At 71.6% G+C, this 18,142-nt stretch carries 13 protein-coding genes; 9 read left to right on the top strand and 4 right to left on the bottom strand.

Annotation, left to right across the window (positions count from 1 at the left end; genetic code table 11):
- Nucleotides 1-34: 34 nt before the first annotated feature.
- The 4 genes from JK359_RS03840 to JK359_RS03825 all read left to right on the top strand — a co-directional run bounded on the left by JK359_RS03840 (nucleotide 35) and on the right by JK359_RS03825 (nucleotide 4,767).
- Complete coding sequence (locus JK359_RS03840; protein WP_201831546.1) at nucleotides 35-1,081, top strand: NAD-dependent epimerase/dehydratase family protein; 1,047 nt, start codon at nucleotides 35-37, stop codon at nucleotides 1,079-1,081.
- Nucleotides 1,082-1,112: 31 nt separating this feature from the next.
- On the top strand, nucleotides 1,113-2,390 hold the full coding sequence (locus tag JK359_RS03835; protein ID WP_201831544.1) for a sensor histidine kinase: 1,278 nt from the start codon (nucleotides 1,113-1,115) through the stop codon (nucleotides 2,388-2,390).
- Nucleotides 2,375-3,028 carry a LuxR C-terminal-related transcriptional regulator gene (locus JK359_RS03830; protein WP_201831542.1) on the top strand — a complete coding sequence of 218 codons (654 nt, stop codon included), beginning with the start codon at nucleotides 2,375-2,377 and terminating at the stop codon, nucleotides 3,026-3,028. Before JK359_RS03835 ends, JK359_RS03830 begins: the two co-directional genes overlap by 16 nt.
- A gap of 173 nt (nucleotides 3,029-3,201) precedes the next feature.
- Nucleotides 3,202-4,767 carry a DUF1996 domain-containing protein gene (locus JK359_RS03825; RefSeq protein ID WP_201831541.1) on the top strand — a complete coding sequence of 522 codons (1,566 nt, stop codon included), beginning with the start codon at nucleotides 3,202-3,204 and terminating at the stop codon, nucleotides 4,765-4,767.
- 201 nt (nucleotides 4,768-4,968) lie between these two features.
- On the opposite strand, the gene JK359_RS03820 is transcribed toward JK359_RS03825, so the two are convergent.
- Complete coding sequence (locus tag JK359_RS03820) at nucleotides 4,969-5,361, bottom strand: hypothetical protein (protein ID WP_201831540.1); 393 nt, start codon at nucleotides 5,359-5,361, stop codon at nucleotides 4,969-4,971.
- Between the two features lie 96 nt (nucleotides 5,362-5,457).
- Between JK359_RS03820 and JK359_RS03815 the strand changes: the two genes are divergently transcribed.
- The 5 genes from JK359_RS03815 (at nucleotide 5,458) to JK359_RS03795 (ending at nucleotide 10,742) form a co-directional block, all read left to right on the top strand.
- A complete protein-coding gene (locus tag JK359_RS03815; RefSeq protein ID WP_201831539.1) occupies nucleotides 5,458-5,976 on the top strand; it encodes a tetratricopeptide repeat protein in 519 nt (172 codons plus the stop codon).
- A gap of 49 nt (nucleotides 5,977-6,025) precedes the next feature.
- Nucleotides 6,026-7,936, top strand: a complete 1,911-nt coding sequence (locus tag JK359_RS03810; RefSeq protein ID WP_201831538.1) for a hypothetical protein — start codon at nucleotides 6,026-6,028, stop codon at nucleotides 7,934-7,936.
- A 110-nt stretch (nucleotides 7,937-8,046) separates the two neighbouring features.
- Nucleotides 8,047-8,943: a metal-dependent hydrolase gene (locus JK359_RS03805; protein WP_201831535.1), complete on the top strand. Its 897-nt coding sequence runs from the start codon at nucleotides 8,047-8,049 to the stop codon at nucleotides 8,941-8,943.
- Nucleotides 8,943-10,016, top strand: coding sequence for a PDR/VanB family oxidoreductase (locus JK359_RS03800; protein ID WP_201831533.1), 1,074 nt, complete (start codon nucleotides 8,943-8,945; stop codon nucleotides 10,014-10,016). The genes JK359_RS03805 and JK359_RS03800 overlap by 1 nt, the downstream gene beginning before the upstream one ends.
- 36 nt (nucleotides 10,017-10,052) lie before the next feature.
- Nucleotides 10,053-10,742, top strand: a complete 690-nt coding sequence (locus JK359_RS03795) for a TetR/AcrR family transcriptional regulator (protein ID WP_236677144.1) — start codon at nucleotides 10,053-10,055, stop codon at nucleotides 10,740-10,742.
- Nucleotides 10,743-10,749: 7 nt separating this feature from the next.
- Here the strand turns inward: JK359_RS03795 and JK359_RS03790 are convergent, their stop codons facing one another.
- The 3 genes from JK359_RS03790 to JK359_RS03780 form a co-directional block, all read right to left on the bottom strand.
- Complete coding sequence (locus tag JK359_RS03790; RefSeq protein ID WP_201831531.1) at nucleotides 10,750-11,112, bottom strand: 5-carboxymethyl-2-hydroxymuconate Delta-isomerase; 363 nt, start codon at nucleotides 11,110-11,112, stop codon at nucleotides 10,750-10,752.
- A gap of 32 nt (nucleotides 11,113-11,144) precedes the next feature.
- A complete protein-coding gene (pulA, locus tag JK359_RS03785; protein ID WP_201831529.1) occupies nucleotides 11,145-16,547 on the bottom strand; it encodes a pullulanase-type alpha-1,6-glucosidase in 5,403 nt (1,800 codons plus the stop codon).
- Nucleotides 16,548-16,731: 184 nt separating this feature from the next.
- Nucleotides 16,732-18,108 (bottom strand): alpha-amylase, encoded by a 1,377-nt coding sequence (locus JK359_RS03780; protein WP_201831527.1) that lies wholly within the window; start codon nucleotides 18,106-18,108, stop codon nucleotides 16,732-16,734.
- Nucleotides 18,109-18,142 lie beyond the last annotated feature (34 nt).

Genomic DNA, 18,142 nt, shown 5'->3' with positions numbered 1-18,142 from the left:
CCCGTCCGGTCCCGGACCGGGCAGGATCACCGGCATGAGACTTCTCGTGCTGGGCGGTACGGAGTTCGTGGGACGGGCCGTGGTGGAGGCCGCGCTGGGACGCGGCTGGGAGGTGACCGTCTTCCACCGGGGACGGCACCCGGCCCCGTCGGGGGCGCGGTCGTTGCACGGCGACCGCACCGCTCCCGGCGGCCTCGCCGCGCTCGCGGCGGACGGGACCGATTGGGACGCCGTGGTCGACACCTGGTCGGCCGCCCCGCGTGCGGTCGCCGGCGCGGCCCGGCTGCTGCGCGGCCGTGCCCGGCGCTACGTGTACGTCTCCAGCCGGTCGGTGTACGCCTGGCCCGTGCCCCCGGGGGCCGCCGAGGACGCCCCGCTGGTCGAGGGCGCCGACGCCGACGCCGGGGCGACGGAGTACGCGCGGGACAAGCGGGGCGGCGAACTGGCCGCCGTCGGCGCCTTCGGCGCGGCGGACTCGCTGCTGGTGCGGGCCGGGCTGATCCTCGGCCCGTACGAGAACGTCGGCCGGCTGCCCTGGTGGCTGACCCGGATCGCCCGCGGCGGCCCGGTGCTGGCCCCCGGACCACGGGACCTGCCGTTGCAGTACATCGACGCGCGCGACCTCGCCGACTGGCTGCTCGGCGCCGTGGAACGGGAGTTGAGCGGGCCGTACGACCTGGTGAGCCCGCCCGGCCACACCACCATGGGAGAACTGCTCCAGGCGTGCCTGGAGGCCACCGGCGCGGACGCGGAGCTGCGCTGGACCGACCCGCAGGTGATCCTGGACGCCGGGATCGAGCCGTGGACGGAACTGCCGGTGTGGGTGCCTCCGGGCGGTGAACTGTACGACGGCGTGCACCGCTCGGACGTCTCCCGGGCGGTGGCCACGGGACTGGTGTGCCGGCCGGCCGGCGAGACCGTCGCCGACACCTGGCGCTGGCTGACCGGGATCGGCGGCACGGCACCGCAGCGGCCGGACCGGACCCGCAAGGGCCTGGACCCGGAGGTGGAGGCGAAGGTGCTGGGCGGGGCCGGGGGTGTAGCCGGCACCACCCCCCGAGAGGGGTCCTCGGACGACTGACCCGCGGGCGGCCGTCCGCGAGACTGACGGCATGGACACCGACACGAAGAGGGACGGCTTCCGCGCCACGGCCAGGGAAGCACTGCTGGCCGGAGTGCAGGGCCTGGTGCTGGCCGTCGTGGTGCTGCCGTGCGGGGTGGCGTTCTTCGCCCTGACCCTCATCTCCCTCGCCCTGATTCCGGTCGGCATCGGGCTCGTCACCACTCCGGCGGTCCTCACCGGCGTGCGCGCCCTGGCGGACGCCCGCCGCCGGCTCGCGGCGCAGTGGTGCGGCATCCGCATCCCGGCGGTGTACCGGCCGCTCCCCCCGGGCGCCAACCCCTGGACGCGTACCGCCGCGCTGCTGCGGGACCCGCAGGTGCGGCGGGACGTGCTCTGGCTGCCGGTGGACATGACCGCGGGTTTCTTCACCGCGCTGGCGCCCGCCGTGCTGGTGTTCTTCCCGATCCAGGGGTTCCTGGTGGCGGCCGGACTGTGGCGGGCGAACGTGCGCGGTCCCGGCGACGTCTACTGGTACGCCTTCGTGCCGGTGACCGGACAGGTCAGCGCCCTCGGCGCGGCCGCGCTCGGCGCCGTGATCCTCGCCGTCGGCCGGCGCCGCACCCCGAGCCTGCTGGCCGCGCACTTCCGGCTCGCCCGGACGGTGATCGGCGCCCCCGACGCGGCGCTCGCCGAACGCGTCCGGGTGCTGACCGAGACCCGGCAGGACGCCGTGGACACCTCCGCCGCCGAACTGCGCCGCATCGAGCGGGACCTGCACGACGGTGCCCAGGCCCGGCTGGTCGCCATGGGCATGGACCTCGGCACCATCGAGATGCTGGTCGAACAGGACCCGGCCCAGGCGAAGAAGCTGATCGCCCAGGCCCGGAGGAACTCCGCCGAGGCGCTGGAGGAACTGCGCGACCTGGTGCGCGGCATCCATCCGCCGGTCCTCGCCGAACGCGGACTCGGGGACGCCGTGCGGGCGTTGGCGCTGCGGCTGCCGCTGCCCGCCGAGGTGACCGTGGAACTGCCGGGCCGGGCCGACGCCCCCGTCGAGTCGGCGGCCTACTTCGCGGTCACCGAGGTGCTGACCAACGCCGTCAAGCACTCCGGCGCCGACCGGATCTGGGCCGACGTGCACCACACCGGCGGCAGGCTGCGGATCACGGTCACCGACAACGGCAGGGGCGGTGCGGTGACCGGCGCCGGCTCGGGGCTCGCCGGAGTGGAGCGCCGGCTCGGTACCTTCGACGGAGTCCTGGCCGTCAGCAGCCCCGCCGGCGGTCCCACCATGGTGACCATGGAGATCCCGTGCGTGTTGTCCTAGCCGAAGACCTCTTCCTGCTGCGCGACGGGCTGGTGCGGATGCTCACGGCCCACGGCTTCGAGATCGTCGCCGCCGTCGAGTCCGGCCCCGAACTCAGCAGGGCGCTGAGCGAGCTGACGCCGGACGTGGCCGTGGTCGACGTACGGCTGCCGCCGACGCACACCGACGAGGGCCTGCAGTGCGCGCTCGCGGCCCGCCGGGAGCGGCCCGGGCTGCCGGTGCTGGTCCTCTCCCAGCACGTGGAACAGCTGTACGCGCGCGAGCTGCTCGCCGACGGCGACGGCGGGATCGGCTACCTGCTGAAGGACCGGGTGTTCGACGTGGAGCAGTTCGTGGACGCCGTCCGCCGGGTGGCCGCGGGCGGTACGGCGATGGACCCGCAGGTGATCCAGCAGCTGCTGTCCCGGCGGGCGGGCGGGGACCGGCCGCTGGACCGTCTCACCCCGCGCGAGCGGGAGGTGCTGGAGCTGATGGCGCAGGGCCGGTCCAACGCGGGCATCGCGGCGCAGCTCGTGGTGACGGAACGGGCCATTGCGAAGCACACCTCCAACATCTTCGCCAAACTGGGCCTCGAGGTGTCGGACGACGACAACCGGCGCGTTCTGGCCGTGCTCGCCCATCTCGACCGAGACCGCTGATCAGAGCGAACTTCAGCTGCCCGAGCGGCAGTTGCGGCAGGCCGTGACCACTGGTCCGGCGACGAATTCGTGAGACCGCTGAACACCCGCGGGGCGGCGTCCGTATGGAAGGGCGCCGCTTCACTCCTGTCGGGCGCCTCGATGCTGCCCCGCAAGGAAGTCAGAGGAGTTCCATGGGACGCAACACACGAAAACGCCGTACGCCGCTGGCCACCAAGGCCATAGCCGCATCGGCGGCCCTAGCGCTCGGTGGGGGCGGGCTGATCTGGGCGAACTTCTACGCCTCGGCGCACGAGTCGAGCAATCAGTCGTGGGGAGGCAACCAGACCAAGGCCTCGACGGCCCAGGTCGCGACGATCTCCTGCCCGGACGTCGGCCAGAAGCTGACCAACGTGCCCAACCAGGCCCGTACCGAGGTGGCCGGGGAACTGGCCAACCTCGACCGTCAGATCACCGACGCCTACCAGCGGCTGGCGACCACGCGGGACGCGCAGGCGCAGGACGCGAGCTTCGTTCAGAACTCCATCCTGCAGCCGCTCCAGGACCGGCGTAAGGCGATCCTCGACCGGATCAAGCTGGAGATCACCCGCGCCGGTGGCACCGCGCCCGGCGACCTGAACGCGCTCGCCGCCTGTACCTCGCAGACCGCCAACCAGACGACCGCCGGCAGCCAGCAGCAGAACGGCGGCCAGCAGCAGAACAACACCGGCGGCCAGCAGCAGAACGGCGGTCAGCAGCAGAACAACACCGGTGGTCAGCAGCAGAACGGTGGTCAGCAGCAGGGCGGGAACGGCCAGCAGCAGAACATCGGCGGGCAGGCCGGCAACGGTCCGGTCGCGGCCGACTTCGTGGACATCACCAAGGTCCAGCCGAACGTGCAGGGCAAGCCCCGCAACTCCCGCAACGCGTCGACCGGCACGTTCACCACGCGCTGCGGTGTGAACGCCAACAAGAACTTCAACACCGACAACGTGATCGTGGCTCCCGGTGTCGCCAACGGCGCGCACCACCTGCACGACTACGTCGGCAACCAGAAGGTCAACGCGTTCTCCAGCAACCAGACGTTCCTGCAGGGCGGCACCAGCTGCCAGAACCGGAACGACGTCTCGTCGTACTACTGGCCGGTCGTCCGCGTGCAGAACGGTACGCAGGACTTCGACCAGAACCGGGACGGCGGTGGCAAGGAGGGCAACGTCGGCAAGATCCTGACGCCGGTACAGGCGCAGATCAAGTACGTCGGCAGCCCGAAGAGCAAGGTCGTCGCGATGCCGCAGTTCCTGCGGATCATCACCGGTGACGCCAAGACCACCACCAACGGCCTGGCCAACGCCAACGCGCACTGGAGCTGCACCGGCTTCGAGAACAAGGTCCAGCTGACCACGCAGTACCCGATCTGCCCCCAGGGCAGCAAGGTGGTGCGGACGTTCGCCTTCCAGAGCTGCTGGGACGGGCAGAACGCCGACAGCGCCAACCACCGCACGCACGTCGCGTTCGCCGACGCCAACGGCAACTGCCAGAACGGCTTCAAGGCGATCCCGCAGCTGACGATGCGCCTGGTGTACAACATCCAGCCGCCGACCGTCCAGAACGGCCAGGTGAAGAACGCCTACGCGGTGGACGGCTTCCCGGAGCAGCTGCACAAGGCGGCCACGGACCACGACGACTTCATCAGCATCACGAAGAACGGTCTGGCCAACAAGATCGCCAACTGCATCAACCGCGGTCAGAACTGCGCATGATCCCCGCCAGGGGCGCATGACGGAGATCCCCGCACGGGGCACATGACAGAAGGCCGGTGACGATCCCCCCCCCCGTCACCGGCCTTCGCCGTGCCCGCGACCGGCGCGGACGCCCCTTCAGCTGTGGTGGACCCGGCTGCGGCGGGCGTCCCTTCAGCCGCTGTGGCGGACGCCCTTTCAGCCGCTTTGCCGGGCGCCCCCTCAGCCCTTGTGCGCGTGATGGTCGGCGCCGGCCTCCAGATCGCCGCCGAGCGTGCCGCGCAGCGCCTTGACCACCCCGTCCTCGCCGACGGCGACCCACTTGCGGCCGACCAGGTAGTGACCGCCGTAGTCCTTGGCGTCGTTGATCCACTCCCGCTGGCCGCGGTCGGTGGCGAAGGTGGCGAGGATGAACTTGCCGTCGCCGTTCCGGCACAGTGCCTGGCGGATCTCGTCGGCGTCGGTCTGCATGTTCGGCTTGCACTTCACCTCGGCGGCCAGGCGCTCCAGACTGCCGGTCGCGGTGGGTGGCACCGCCTCGGTGCCCCCGCCCGAGCTGCAGCCCGCCAGCGCCAGCAGCGCCGCCGCGCCGAGCGTCAGTCGCGTCAACCTCATCTGTTCCTCCGGTCCAGGTGAACCCAGCATGCCCCAGCCCCTTCGGATACGGCTCCTGCCCCCGATCCGCTCAAATCCGTCGACCGGTGCGCACGGGTGTGCGAGGCTGACGCGGTGAACGAGGACTGGGAAGACCGGGTGGCCGCCGCATGGTCCGCCTTCGACGACTGGCCGGAAGAACAGGCCCACGCATTCCGGGCCGTGATCGACGCGCTGGTCGCCGAGCTGCCGGCCGGGAGCCCGCTCGGCCCCTTCGAACAGGCCTGCGCCTGGGACTCGACCGGGCACTCCGACAAGGCGGTGCCGCTGTACTGGGAGGCGCTGGACCGCGGGCTGCGCGGGTACAAGGGCCGGCGTGCCAGGATCCAGCTGGCCAGCTCGCTGCGGAACCTCGGGCGTCCGGAGGAGGGCGTCAAGCTGCTGACCCCGGAACTGGTCGCTCCTTCGGACGAGTTGGACGACGCGGTCCGGGCGACGCTGGCGCTGTGCCTGTCGAGTCTCGGCCGTGACCGCGAGGGCCTGTCCCTCGTCCTCGGCGCCCTCGCCGCCCATCTGCCGCGCTACCAGCGGTCGATGGCGAACTACGCGCGGGCCCTGGTCGAGCCCGAAGGGTGAATCACCCGTCCGGCGGTGACCAACCGACGGTCCGCTCGTTCTCCCGGACGTGCAGTCACAGGATGTAGCCCAGCGTCACGCGCCCGTCTCCGCCGGTCCGGTCGACCTCGAACAGGCCGAGGCCGCGCTCGTCGAGCACTACCCCCGGCTGGTCAGGCTCGCCTACCTCGTGCTGCCGCCGGGACTCGGCCGCAGCCGCCGCGTGCTGACCGCACACGCCCTCGCCCAGCGCGCCCTGCCCCGGGGACGCAAGCAGCCGGCCGCGATCCCGGCCCAGGCCTCGGGCGGGGACGGCGACCCCGGGTACGTCTATCTGCGCGAGCGGGTCCTGCGGGCCGCTCTGGAGCCGGCCCGCCCCCGCAAGGGACTGCCCCGGCTCCCCCAGCTCCCGCCGCTCCTCCCCCAGGTGTGGGGCCTGCGGCTGTTCCCGCGTTCGGGCGGCGCCGACGAACTCGCCCTGGACCAGCGGCTGTCGGCCCTGTCCGGCCCCGCCCGCGCCGCCTACGTGCTGCGCGGCCTGGAGCAGCTGCCCGACCCCGCCGTCCGCGAGATCCTCGGGGCCGCCGGGGTGGAGGATCCGGGCGGCGCGCTGGCGTCGGCGAACAGCGTGCCGGTGCAGCCGGGGCTGCTCTCCTCGCCCGAGTTCGACCCCTGCTCGCTGCAGGCCCGGCCCACCGATCTGATGCGCCGCCGCCAGCACACCAAGGCGGCACTCGTCGCGGCCGCCGCGCTCGCGGTGTGCGGCACGCTGCTCGCCCTGCCGAGCGGCGGCTGGGGCCCCGACGGCGCCGCCGCACCCGTCTACGCCGGGAACCCGGCCGCCGAGGCCGCCCTCGACCCCGGCAGGCTGACCCGGGTCTCCCCCACCGCCTGGCAGACCTCGGCCCGCACCGACTTCTCCGTGTGGCCGGCACGCGGCCCGCTCACCGGCGACAAGGCCCTGCTGCGCCGCGCCCTCGCCGTCTGGGCCCGGCCCGGCGAGACGGTCCGCGTCTCGGCGACCCCCGGCACCCAGACCGGCGGACCGGCCGGTCCGCCGCAGCTGCTGTACGCGGGCGAGGTCGACAACGCCCGGGTGGTGATCCTCCACGACGGCCTGCGCATCGCCCGCTATGCCGAACCGAGGGACGGCACCCGGGGCGCGGCCCTCGACTTCGCCCGGGTCGACGGCGCGACGGACGCCGGGGCGGGCGCCCTGGTGCTGGGCCGCTCCGACGGCAACGTCCGCTACCTGACCGCGCCCTGGGTGACGAAGGCGGCGCAGCGGGACCTGACCGAGCCGGACTCGGCCGCGCAGCCACTCCCGCTGTCCGACGGCGTCACCGCACCGCTGGCCAGCCCCGCCCTGCAGTCCGGCACCTGCACCTCGTGGACCGTGCTCCAGCTGACCGACGCCACGGGCAGCCGGCTGGTCACCGACCTGGGGGAGCTGGTCCCGGCGCACCTCACGGCCGGCCGGCCCGGCTCGGCCGGGGAAGCGTCCGGCGCCGAGGCCCTGCGCACCTGGGCGCCGTTCGCGTGCTCGCTGTCGGCCGAGCGCTCGGCGGGCGTCCGGAGCGTCAACGCCTGGGCGTTCGCGCAGCAGCCGCTGCCCGACGGCAGCGGGTCCGGCACCTGGGTGTGCACCAGGGCCGAGACCTGGCGCGGTGCCGGCACGGCCGCGCTGGCCCAGTTCCGTACGCCGGGCGGGGCGGCCGGTGCGGTGGTCGCCAAGGGCACGGACGTGCCGGCCTGCGGGCCGCGGGATCCGCAGGTGCTGGCCGGGGTGCTGTGGAAGTCGGCGGGCGGGCACTGGTACCTGCTGGCGGCGGGCGGCGAGGGCACCTCCTCGATCCGGGCGACCGGTGGGGTCACCGCGTCCGGGCACGGGCCGTTGCTGGCCGCGAAGGCCGAGCAGGGGGCCCGGGCCGACCTGGCCGGTACGTTGTCGGACGGCCGGGCGATCAGCGGGCTGCGGTAGGGACGGCGGCGACCGACCACGACTGGCGACCCTGACGGTTGCTGACATCCGCGTAAACAAGCTGGGCCACGGGGCTTCTCAGGCGTCCTACCCGCCAGTACATTGACGCCATGTCTAACACGCCGGCCCGGTCCGTGGAGTCCGAACGCATCGCGCTCAAGGCCCGCAACGTGTCCTTCTCGTGGGAGGACACACCGCTGCACTGGGTGCCCGGCGATCCGTTCACCACGCACACCATCAATGTGCTGCACCTGCTGCTGCCCGCCGGGGAGCGATGGTTCGTGCACGTCTACAAGCAGGTGCTGCCGCTGATCCGGGACGACCGGCTCCGTGAGGACGTCCTCGGCTTCATCGGGCAGGAGGCCATGCACTCCCGGGCCCACGACGAGGTGCTGCCGCACCTGCGGGAACAGGGACTCGACCCGACGCCGTACACCGCGCAGGTCGACTGGTTCTTCGAGAAGCTGCTGGGCGACCGCACGCTGCCGCCGGGCAGGGCCCGCAGGTGGTGGCTGATGGAGCGGGTCGCGCTGATCGCGGCCATCGAGCACTACACGGCCTTCCTCGGCGACTGGGTGCTCAACGCCGCCGAGCTGGACCGGCGCGGCGCCGACCCGACCATGCTGGACCTGCTGCGCTGGCACGGCGCCGAGGAGGTCGAGCACAGGTCCGTGGCCTTCGACCTGTTCCTGCACGTCGACGGCGGCTACCGGCGCCGGGCGCGTACCTGGGCGACGGCCTTCTCGGCGCTGGTGTTCCTGTGGCAGCGCGGGATCCGCTTCTTCCTGGAGAACGATCCGACGCTGACGGACCCGAAGGCCTCCCTCAAGGACTTCTACGTGCGCGGCCGGCAGGGCACGCTCCCCGCCACCGGGGACATGCTCAGGTCCGTCCCGCGCTACCTCAGCCGCAGCTACCACCCTTCCCAGGAGGGCTCCACCGCCCAGGCCGTGGCGTACCTGGCCTCCTCCCCCGCCGCGCTCGCCGCGCAGAAGGCAGGTGCGTGATGCCCCGGCTGCGCACGGTCGCGCTCGTCGCGGGCGCCGCCCTGCTCACCCGCCGGGCCCTGCGCCGCCGGGTCCGGGTCTCACCGCTGTGGCCGCTGCCCGCGCTGGACCCGCCGGTCTCCGGCCGGCCCCGCTCCCGGGCCCTGCGGCTCCTGCTCACCTCGCACGAGACGGTCGCCGACGGGGTCGTCCGACTCCGTCTGGAGGGTGGCGGGTTGCCGCGCTGGGAGCCGGGCGCCCATCTCGACCTGGTGCTGCCGTCAGGGCTCGTCCGGCAGTACTCGCTGTGCGGGGATCCCCAGGACACCTCCTCCTACACGGTCGCCGCCCGGCTGGTGGAGGACGGGCGGGGCGGCTCCCGGGAGGTGCACGAGCAGCTGACCGAGGGCATGGAGCTGGAGGTGCGCGGACCGAGGAACCGTTTCCCCCTGGCCGAGGCGCCCGCGTACGTCTTCGTCGCGGGCGGTATCGGCATCACCCCGATCCTGCCGATGCTGCGGGCGCTGCCGGAGGGCACCGAGTGGCGGCTGCTGTACGGCGGCCGGACGCGCGCCTCGATGCCGTTCCTGGAGGAGGTGCAGGGGCTCGCCGGGACGGCAGCGGGGCCGGGCGCCCGGGAGCGGGTGACGGTGATCGCCGAGGACGAGGACGGGCGGCCCGATCTGGCCACCCTGTTCGCGGACACGGCCGAGGGCACCGCCGTCTACTGCTGCGGCCCCGAAGGCCTGATGGCGGCGGTGGAGGAGAAGCTGCCCGCGGGTGCCACCCTGCACCTGGAGCGGTTCGCGCCGCGCACCACCGCCGGCGGCGACACCGAGTTCGAGCTGGAACTCCGGCGCAGTGGACGGACGTTGACCGTGCCGGCCGGCTCGACCGTGCTGGCCGCCGTGCGCGGCGCACTGCCCGACACCGCCTACTCCTGCGAACAGGGCTTCTGCGGGACCTGCCAACAGCGGGTGCTGGAGGGGGAGGTGGATCACCGGGACGAGCTGCTGACGGATGCGGAGCGTGGCGACTCGATGCTGATCTGTGTGTCGCGGGCGCGGAGCGATCGCCTGGTGCTCGACATGTGAACGCGTGCGGCCGAATTCAATCGGTAAGGTGTTCGCATGAGTACCGGGGTTCGCCGCAGGATGGGCGTCGAGGAGCGTCGGCAGCAGCTGATCGGCGTCGCCCTCGAGCTGTTCAGCCGACGCTCGCCCGACGAGGTCTCCATCGACGAGATAGCGTCGGCCGCGGGCATCTCGCGGCCGCTCGTCTACCACTACTTCCCGGGCAAACTCAGCCTGTACGAAGCGGCGTTGAAGCGTGCCTCGGAAGATCTCGCGAGCCGCTTCGCCGAGCCGCACGAGGGTCCGCTCGGCGCCCGGCTGCTCCGCGTGATGTGCCGCTTCTTCGACTTCGTGGACGAGCACGGGCCCGGTTTCTCGGCGCTGATGCGCGGCGGCCCGGCTGTCGGCTCCTCGACGACCAACGCCCTCGTCGACTCCGTACGACAGGCCGCCTATGTCCAGATGCTTTCGCACCTGGGCGTCACCGAGGCACCCCCGCGACTGGAACTGGTCGTCCGCTCCTGGATCTCGCTCGCCGAGTCGACGGCACTGATCTGGCTGGACGGCCGGCGCATCCCGCGCGCCGAGCTGGAGCTGCAGCTGGTGCACGACTTCGCCGCACTCGCCGCCGTCAGCGCGGCCTACGACACGGACATGGCCGAGCTGCTGCGGACGATGGTGAAGGACGAGCCGGCCGACGGCCCCTTCGCGGAGCTGGCCGGCCGGCTCATGTCCCTGGCGTCCTGAGCGGACGCTAGCGGTCGAACCTGCGGTACGACGCGTCGAGGTCACGGACCTCGGCGGAGGCGTGCACGGTGAACGCGGTCTCCGCCACATGCCCCCGGAGCAGCTCCAGGGCCGCCTGCGCGAGCTGTGCCTTCGTCTCGTCGCTGCGTCCGGCGAGGAGCCCGATCGTCACGTGCACGATCGCGTGCCCGCGCGCCCCGGGGTCCTCGTACCCGAACACGGTGGAGGTGCTCGGCCGGAACTGCGTCTTGCAGGCCTCCGGCTTGGCCGCCGCGATCTCCACGGTCACCTCGTGCAGCGCCAGGGCATAGCCCTCACGGTCGAAGGCGTTCTCCATGGTGTCCGAGTAGTCGATGGTGATCTGCGGCATGAGCACTCCTGTTCTGCGGCGACGACCAGACCCTACTTCGCCGCGCGCGTGAACACGGCCACGGTCCGCGCCGGCACGGTGAAGGTGCCGGAGCCGGCCGCGTAGGCGGAGGTCTTCACCACCGCGTCGGTTCCGGCGGCCTGCACCGGGTGCAGCCGGTAGTGGTCCCCGGCCAGCGCCGGGATCCGCTGCTCCTGCTGCCCGGGGGTGGCGTTGAACACGACGACCAGGTCACCGAGCCGCATGGTGAGCACGCCGGGCGTCTCGTCCTTGCCGGACAGCGGGAACGCCAGGTGCTGCTGTACCTGCGCGGCCGTGCCGAGCGAGAACGCCCGCTCGGTCGTACGGATCTTCAGCAGGTCCTGGTAGGCGGCCGAGGCAGCGGTGATCTGCGGACAGCCGACCCGGACCGAACCCAGCAGCGGCCTGGCGTGGTCCCACTTGGACCGGTTGTCGGCGGCCGGGGGCAGCCCGCGTCCGAAACCGTTGCCGTCGGCGCAGTTCCAGTGGATGGCGTTGAACCAGTCGCCGCTGTCGAAGGAGTTGCGGTCCAGCGACTTGGAGCGCAGCAGGTCGGTGCCCGCCTGGGAGAGCGCCGGCCCCTGCGAGAGGGCGGCCGTGGCCATCGCCAGGACCTGCATGCGGGCCCGGTCCGCGGCGGACGTGTCCTTGGGGAGCTTGTACGTCAGCGCGTCGAACAGCGACTCGTTGTCATGGGCGTCCACGTAGGCGAGGGCGTCACCGGGCGCGTCCGCGTAGCCGGCGGGTGCGCCGTTGTAGTCGACCTCGGAGCCCTTGACCTCCTTGCCGGCGGTGTCGGTGAAGGTGAAGGACTTCAGGTTGCCGGACAGACCCACCTTGATCAGGTCCTGGTAGTGCAGCAGGCGGGCCTTCTGCTCCTCCTTCGTGCCGTTGGCCGTGGAGGAGTTGGGGTCGGTGTAGAGCCCGGACCCGAAGCCCTGGACACCGGGGTCCGCGTCGAAGGGGCCGCCGCCGCGCACCGCGTCACGGGCGCGGTCGGAGAAGGTGGCGACGCCGGTGCCGGCCATGTTCGCCTGCGTGGCCTGCACGAAGCGGGCGTCGTTCGCGACCTCGCCGAAGTTCCAGCCCTCGCCGTACAGGATGATCTTCTTGCCGTCGACGCCGTCCTTCGCGACGGTCAGCGCGTCGAGCGCCTTGCGCACGGCGAGGATGTTGGCCTTCGGGTGGTGGCCCATCAGGTCGAAGCGGAAACCGTCGACCTTGTACTGCCTGGCCCAGGTGACGATCGAGTCCACCACCAGCTTGCCCATCATGGCGTTCTCGGCCGCGGTGTTGGCGCAGCAGGTGCTGTCGGCCACGCGTCCGTCGGCGAGGAGCCGCTGGTAGTAGCCCGGCACGATCTTGTCCAGCACGCTGGTGTCCGCCTGGCCGCTGGCCGCCGTGTGGTTGTAGACGACGTCCATGACGACCCGGAGGCCGTCGTCGTTGAGCGCCTTGACCATCTTGCGGAACTGGACCGTGCGCGCGGTGCCGTCCGGGTCGGTGGCGTACGAGCCCTCCGGGACCGTGTAGTGGTACGGGTCGTAGCCCCAGTTGTAGGCGTCCTTCGCGGCCGTCCGGGCGACGCACTCCTGCTGCTTGTCGGAGTCGGCGGCGAAGGAGGCCAGGTCGCAGTCGGGGCTCGCCTGGTCGGCCTTCTTCTCGGGGATGGTGGCGATGTCGAAGGCGGGCAGCAGGTGCACGTACGAGGTGCCCGACTTCGCCAGTTCGCGCAGGTGCTTCGAGCCGTCGCCGCCCTTGTCGGTGAAGGCCAGGTAGGTGCCCTGGTGCTCGGCCGGGACCGTCTTGTCGGCGACGGAGAAGTCCCGGATGTGCAACTCCTGGATCTGCGCGTCCTTCAGCGGTACGGCCTCGGGCTTGCGCAGGGCCGACCAGCCGCCCGGGGCGAGGGCCCGGTCGTCCAGGTCGACGACCAGGCTGCGCTCGGAGTTCGCGGTGAGGGCGAGCGAGTAGGGGTCGGTGACCTTGTTCGTCACGACCTTGCGGACGCTCGGGGCCCAGACCTTCACGACGTACCGGTAGGGCTTGTTCTTCCAGGACGCGGGACCCGTCACGGACCAGACGCCGGTGGCCGTGTCGCGGTGCATGGCCACCTTCGAGCCGGCCAGCTCCAGGGAGACGCTCTGTGCCGTCGGCGCCCAGACGGAGAGGGTCGGCTTTCCGTGGTGGAAGACCGGTCCGAGCTTCGCCCCGGTCGCGTCGTACACGTCGTCGAGGACGCCCGCGATCTGGACGCCGGTCGCGGCGAGCACCGCGCCGTTCGCCGCGCGCTGCGTGGCCACGATCTGGCCGCTCAGCGCCCGGCGGACCCGGTCCCGGTCGCGCGGGTCGACGGACCAGGCGGTGTAGTCCTTCAGGTGCGGGAACCTGGCCTTCTGGGCGTCGGTGAGCGTGCTCCTGGTCAGCCGCAGCCAGCGCTCGTCGTCGCTGGTCAGCGTCCCGTCCTGGACGGCGATCGAGCCGTCGCGGGAGTACAGCAGCTGGGTGGAGGCGGCACCGTCGACGCCGTTCCAGGCGACCGTGTCCCGGTCGATCCAGACCGCCTTGGAGGTGGTCAGGTCGAGGGCGGCGGCGCTGCCCGCGGGCTGGGGCAGCAGGTACTTCTCCTGGCCGTTCAACAGCCACACCTCGTAACCGTTGGTCTTGAGGTCCAGGGACTGGTCGGCGGGGAGATCCTTGTCGTCGCCCTTGTGGATGATGTAGCTGAGGCTGGTGGCACCGCCGCTGAGCGGCACCTCGTAGACCGCGCCATAGGCATCAGTCTTCACCGGCTTCAGGGGGTTCGACCAGTCGGTGGGGTTCGCGGCGCCGGTCCAGACGTGCAGGCCCCAGCCGTCGTAGTTCCCGTCGGCGCGGTGGTAGTGGACGACCGCCTTGGTCCCGTCCTGTGCGGGGAGGTCGGGCCTGTGGGTCCGGACGTCCGGCTTGCCCTGCTCGATCCAGACCTCGCCCGTCCTGGTGACGTCGATCGTGCGGTCGGTGGAGACGTCCTTGTCGCCGTCCTTGTCGATGACCAGGAAGCCGACGTTCGAGGCGCCGGACTTCAGCTTGACGTAGGCGAAGGCGCCGTAGGCGTCGCGGCCGGTGAAGGGGTGGCTGGCGGGCCAGTTCGTGGCCTCGCCGTCGGCGAGGTCGCCCCAGGCGTACAGGCCCCAGTCGGCGTAGTCGCCGTCGGTGCGCTTGTAGTGGACGATCGCGTAGTCGCGGGAGGAGGCCGTGGGGACCTCGGGGGCGGGCGGCGTGCCGGTGGTGCTGCTCGCCGTGGCGCTCGCGGTCCGGCCCGCGGAGTCGATCACGACGGCCTTGTAGCGCAGGGCGGTGCCGGCGGGGACGTCCTTGCCGATGGTCTGGGTGACCTTGTAGGGGGCGTGGTCGGCGGAGCCGAGGACGCGCCACGCGCCGTTGCCCACCTGGGCGGCGAAGACGACCCGGTCGAGCCGGCCGCCGTCGACGTCGGCGGCCGGTTCGACGGTCCCGGTCGCACCGGTGTCCGGGGCCTTCAGGGTGATCTCGGGCTTGGTCTCCGGCTCGGCGAGGGTGCCGGCCGCCCGCAGGACGACGGCGGAGCCGGCCGGGACGGTGACGGTGATCTTCCTGTCGGCGCCGGTCCTCGCGGTGGCGTCCGTGCCGTAGATCCCGCGGTACGTCATGTCCGCGGAGCCGGTCGCGAAGGCCGCGGTCCTGGCCTCGCCCGCGTTGTTGAAGGCGACGACGTACTCGGCGCCGGTCCTGGCGTCCGTGCGGGTGAAGGCGTAGACGCCGGGGCCGTCGGCCGCGTACCGCTCGGTCTGGACTCCGTCGGTGAGCGCCGGGTTGTCCTTCCGGAGCTTCGCGAGGGCGGCGATCTCCCGGTAGAGCGGTGCCTCGGTGTCGTAGGCGTCGCTCGCGTGGGTGCGGCCGGTGCCTATCTCGTCGTCGTCGAGGTAGTCGGCGACCTTGGAGGCGAACATCGTCTGGCGGGCGTCCTTGTCGCCGCCGGAGCCGGTGAAGCCCTGTTCGTCGCCGTAGTAGACGACCGGGTTGCCGCGGCTGAGGAACATCAGCTGGTTGGCGAGCCGGTCCTTGGCGAGGATCTCGGCGTCGGTCGCCTTCGGGTCGTCCTGCTTCAGGAAGTACCCGATGCGGCCCATGTCGTGGTTGCCGAGGAAGGTGACCTGTTCGTAGGCGTTGGCCTTGTCGGTCGTGTACCGGTAGTCGTCGCCGAAGACACCGGCCAGCTTCTGCGCGCTGCCGCCCTGGGAGGCGTACTGGCGGGCGGCGTCCTGGAAGGGGAAGTCGAGGGTGGCGTCCAGGCGGCCCCGGGTGACGTACGGGGAGGTGACCGAGGCGTCGGCGGAATAGACCTCACCGAACATGAAGAAGTTCTTGCGGCCGTGCGCGGCGGCGTACTTGTCCAGCGCCGTCGCCCACTGCGTCCAGAACTCCATGTTCACGTGCTTCACGGTGTCGATCCGGAAGCCGTCGATGCCGAAGTCCCTCACCCAGCGCTGGTAGATCTTCTCCATGCCGATGACGACCTCGGGACGCTCGGTCCACAGGTCGTCGAGCCCGGAGAAGTCCCCGTACGTCGCGGACTCGCCCGCGTACGTGGAGTCGCCGCGGTTGTGGTACATCGTCGGGTCGTTGAGCCAGGCCGGGACCTTGCTGTCGCTGGTGATCTCCGGCGTGCGCGGGAACGAGCCGGCGTCGACGGCCGGGAACCTCCGGCGGCCGTCGGCGTGGTCGGCGTCGTCGAAGGGCCGCCCGTCCTTCGTCAGGTAGGGGAAGGCACCCTTGGACAGGTAGTCGTAGGTCTTCTCCTTGTAGTCCACGACGTCGGCGGTGTGGTTGGTGATGACGTCGAAGAAGACCTTCATGCCCTTGGCGTGCGCCTTGGAGATGAGGGTCTGGAGGTCCTTGTCGGTGCCGAAGTGCGGGTCGACCCGGGTGAAGTCGGTGATCCAGTAACCGTGGTACCCGGCGGAGGCGTTCGAACCGGTGCCCTGCACCGGGCGGTTCTTGAAGATCGGCGCCATCCAGATGGCGGTGGTGCCGAGCCCCTTGATGTAGTCGAGTTTCTTCGTCAGGCCCTTGAGGTCGCCGCCCTGGTAGAAGCCCTTGTCGGCGGGGTCGTAGCCGGTGCTGAGACGGGAGCCGGTCAGTCCGCCCCTGTCGTTGGACCTGTCGCCGTTGGCGAAACGATCCGGCATGACGAAGTAGAACTGCTCGCGGGTGTCGTCGTGCCGGGCGGGCACGGATGCGAGCCGTGCGTCCGAAGGGGGTGCCGGCGGGGTGGCGGCGTGCGCCGTGAGGGGCTGCACCAGTGCTGCTGCGAGGGCGGCGGCGGTGACGGCCGCCGCCCTTCTGACATGTGGGGTGCGGCGCGTGGGGGGCGCCGGCCATCTCGGTGTCACAGGCGGGAACTCCTTGCGAGTACGGCTCTTTCGGGTCCGACCCCTACGCCGCGGCGCGGCTCCGCTGCCGGGCGCCCGCGTGACCGTATCGCCAACGCAAGGTTTCAGCAAGGGGCTTGAAAGCGATGGAAAGACCTTTCACCAGCCGCCCGGGCCGTGACACCGTGGTGCGTCCCCTGCGGGTTCAGCAACCGGACTTGCCCGCGTAGATCGCGAGAGCGGTGTTCGGGCCGAGGGTGGCGGTGAACTGCCCGCCGGAGTTCACGGTCACCGTGGTGTTGTTCTGGACGTTGCAGTAGGTCCCCGCGGGCAGGGAGGTCTGGTACGTCCTGGTCAGGCTGCCGGTCTCGTGATTGATGGCCACGTAGCCCTTGCCGCCCCGGCCGAACGCGATCGCGTCGTTGCCGTTGTCCCACCAGTCGGTGACCGACTGGCCGCGGGTCGCGTTGCGGAAGGCGACCATGCGGATGATCTCCGGCCAGGCGTGCTGGCACTTCCACCCGTCCTGCCAACAGGCGTTGACCTTGCCCCCGTTGGGCGGTCCGGCGTCGACGTCCGACCATTCGTAGCCGGAGTTGACGTCCGGGGCGCCGTACGGCCAGGCGAGCATGAAGACGTTGGCCAGGGTGTAGTCGGCGCCGGCCTTGTAGTTCAGGGTGCTGCCGTTGCGCTCGGTGTCGTGGTTGTCCACGAAGACCCCGGCGGCCGGGCTGCCCAGATATCCCCAGCCCTCACCGTAGTTGGTGAGGTACGCCAGCTTCTCGCTGGTGAAGACGCGCTTGAGGTCGTAGGCGTAGCGGAACTCCTGGACGTCCCCGTTGCCGGTGTACTCGGAGGGCTGGACGGCCTCGCCCGCGCCGTAGATGACCTCCTGCTTCCAGTAGACCGAGGGGTTGGTCAGCCGGCTCTTGATGTTGGCGAGGTCGTCGGCCGGGATGTGCTTGGCCGCGTCGATGCGGAAGCCGTCCACGCCCAGGGTGAGCAGGTCGTTCAGGTATCCGGCGATCGTCTTGCGGACATACTCCTCGCCGGTGTCCAGGTCCGCCAGGCCGACGAGTTCGCAGTGCTGGACGTTCCAGCGGTCGGAGTAGTTCGACACCTGGGCGGTGCAGTCGTCGAAGTCGTAGCCCGAGTACAGGCCCGGATAGCCGTACTTCGTGTACGACGAGCCGCCGGTGCCGGTGCCGTTGCCCGCCGCCATGTGGTTGACCACCGTGTCGACGACGACCTTCACTCCGGCCGCGTGGCAGGTGTTCACCATGCTCTGGAACGCCGTGCGGTCGCCGAGGCGGCCCGCGATCTTGTACGACACCGGCTGGTACGACGTCCACCACTGCGCGCCCGGTATGTGCTCGGCGGGTGGGGAGACCTGGACGTATCCGTAGCCGGCGGGGCCGAGGGTGTGGGTGCACTCCTTGGCGACCGAGGCGTAGTTCCACTCGAAGAGGACGGCGGTGACGTCCTTGGTGCCGGGCGGTGCGGCCGCGGCGTTCGTCGGGTTCATGCCAACGGTGGCGGCGGCCGCGAGGGCCAGCACCGCGGGGAGGATTCTGCGTGCCATGTGGGGTCCTTCGACATTGAAGGCGGGGAGGACC

Source organism: Streptomyces actinomycinicus (assembly GCF_016741775.1).
GTDB classification, from domain to species: Bacteria; Actinomycetota; Actinomycetes; order Streptomycetales; family Streptomycetaceae; genus Streptomyces; species Streptomyces actinomycinicus.
The sequence above is the reverse complement of the archived record's forward strand: the minus strand, read 5'-3'. Positions and strand labels throughout refer to the sequence as shown.

Excerpts from the sequence above, each read along its gene's own strand:
- JK359_RS03840 (WP_201831546.1), top strand. The coding sequence starts at position 35 with ATGAGACTTCTCGTGCTGGGCGGTACGGAGTTCGTGGGACGGGCCGTG.
- JK359_RS03835 (WP_201831544.1), top strand. The coding sequence starts at position 1,113 with ATGGACACCGACACGAAGAGGGACGGCTTCCGCGCCACGGCCAGGGAA.
- JK359_RS03825 (WP_201831541.1), top strand. The coding sequence starts at position 3,202 with ATGGGACGCAACACACGAAAACGCCGTACGCCGCTGGCCACCAAGGCC.
- JK359_RS03820 (WP_201831540.1), bottom strand. The coding sequence starts at position 5,361 with ATGAGGTTGACGCGACTGACGCTCGGCGCGGCGGCGCTGCTGGCGCTG.
- JK359_RS03805 (WP_201831535.1), top strand. The coding sequence starts at position 8,047 with ATGTCTAACACGCCGGCCCGGTCCGTGGAGTCCGAACGCATCGCGCTC.
- JK359_RS03800 (WP_201831533.1), top strand. The coding sequence starts at position 8,943 with ATGCCCCGGCTGCGCACGGTCGCGCTCGTCGCGGGCGCCGCCCTGCTC.
- JK359_RS03795 (WP_236677144.1), top strand. The coding sequence starts at position 10,053 with ATGAGTACCGGGGTTCGCCGCAGGATGGGCGTCGAGGAGCGTCGGCAG.
- JK359_RS03790 (WP_201831531.1), bottom strand. The coding sequence starts at position 11,112 with ATGCCGCAGATCACCATCGACTACTCGGACACCATGGAGAACGCCTTC.
- JK359_RS03780 (WP_201831527.1), bottom strand. The coding sequence starts at position 18,108 with ATGGCACGCAGAATCCTCCCCGCGGTGCTGGCCCTCGCGGCCGCCGCC.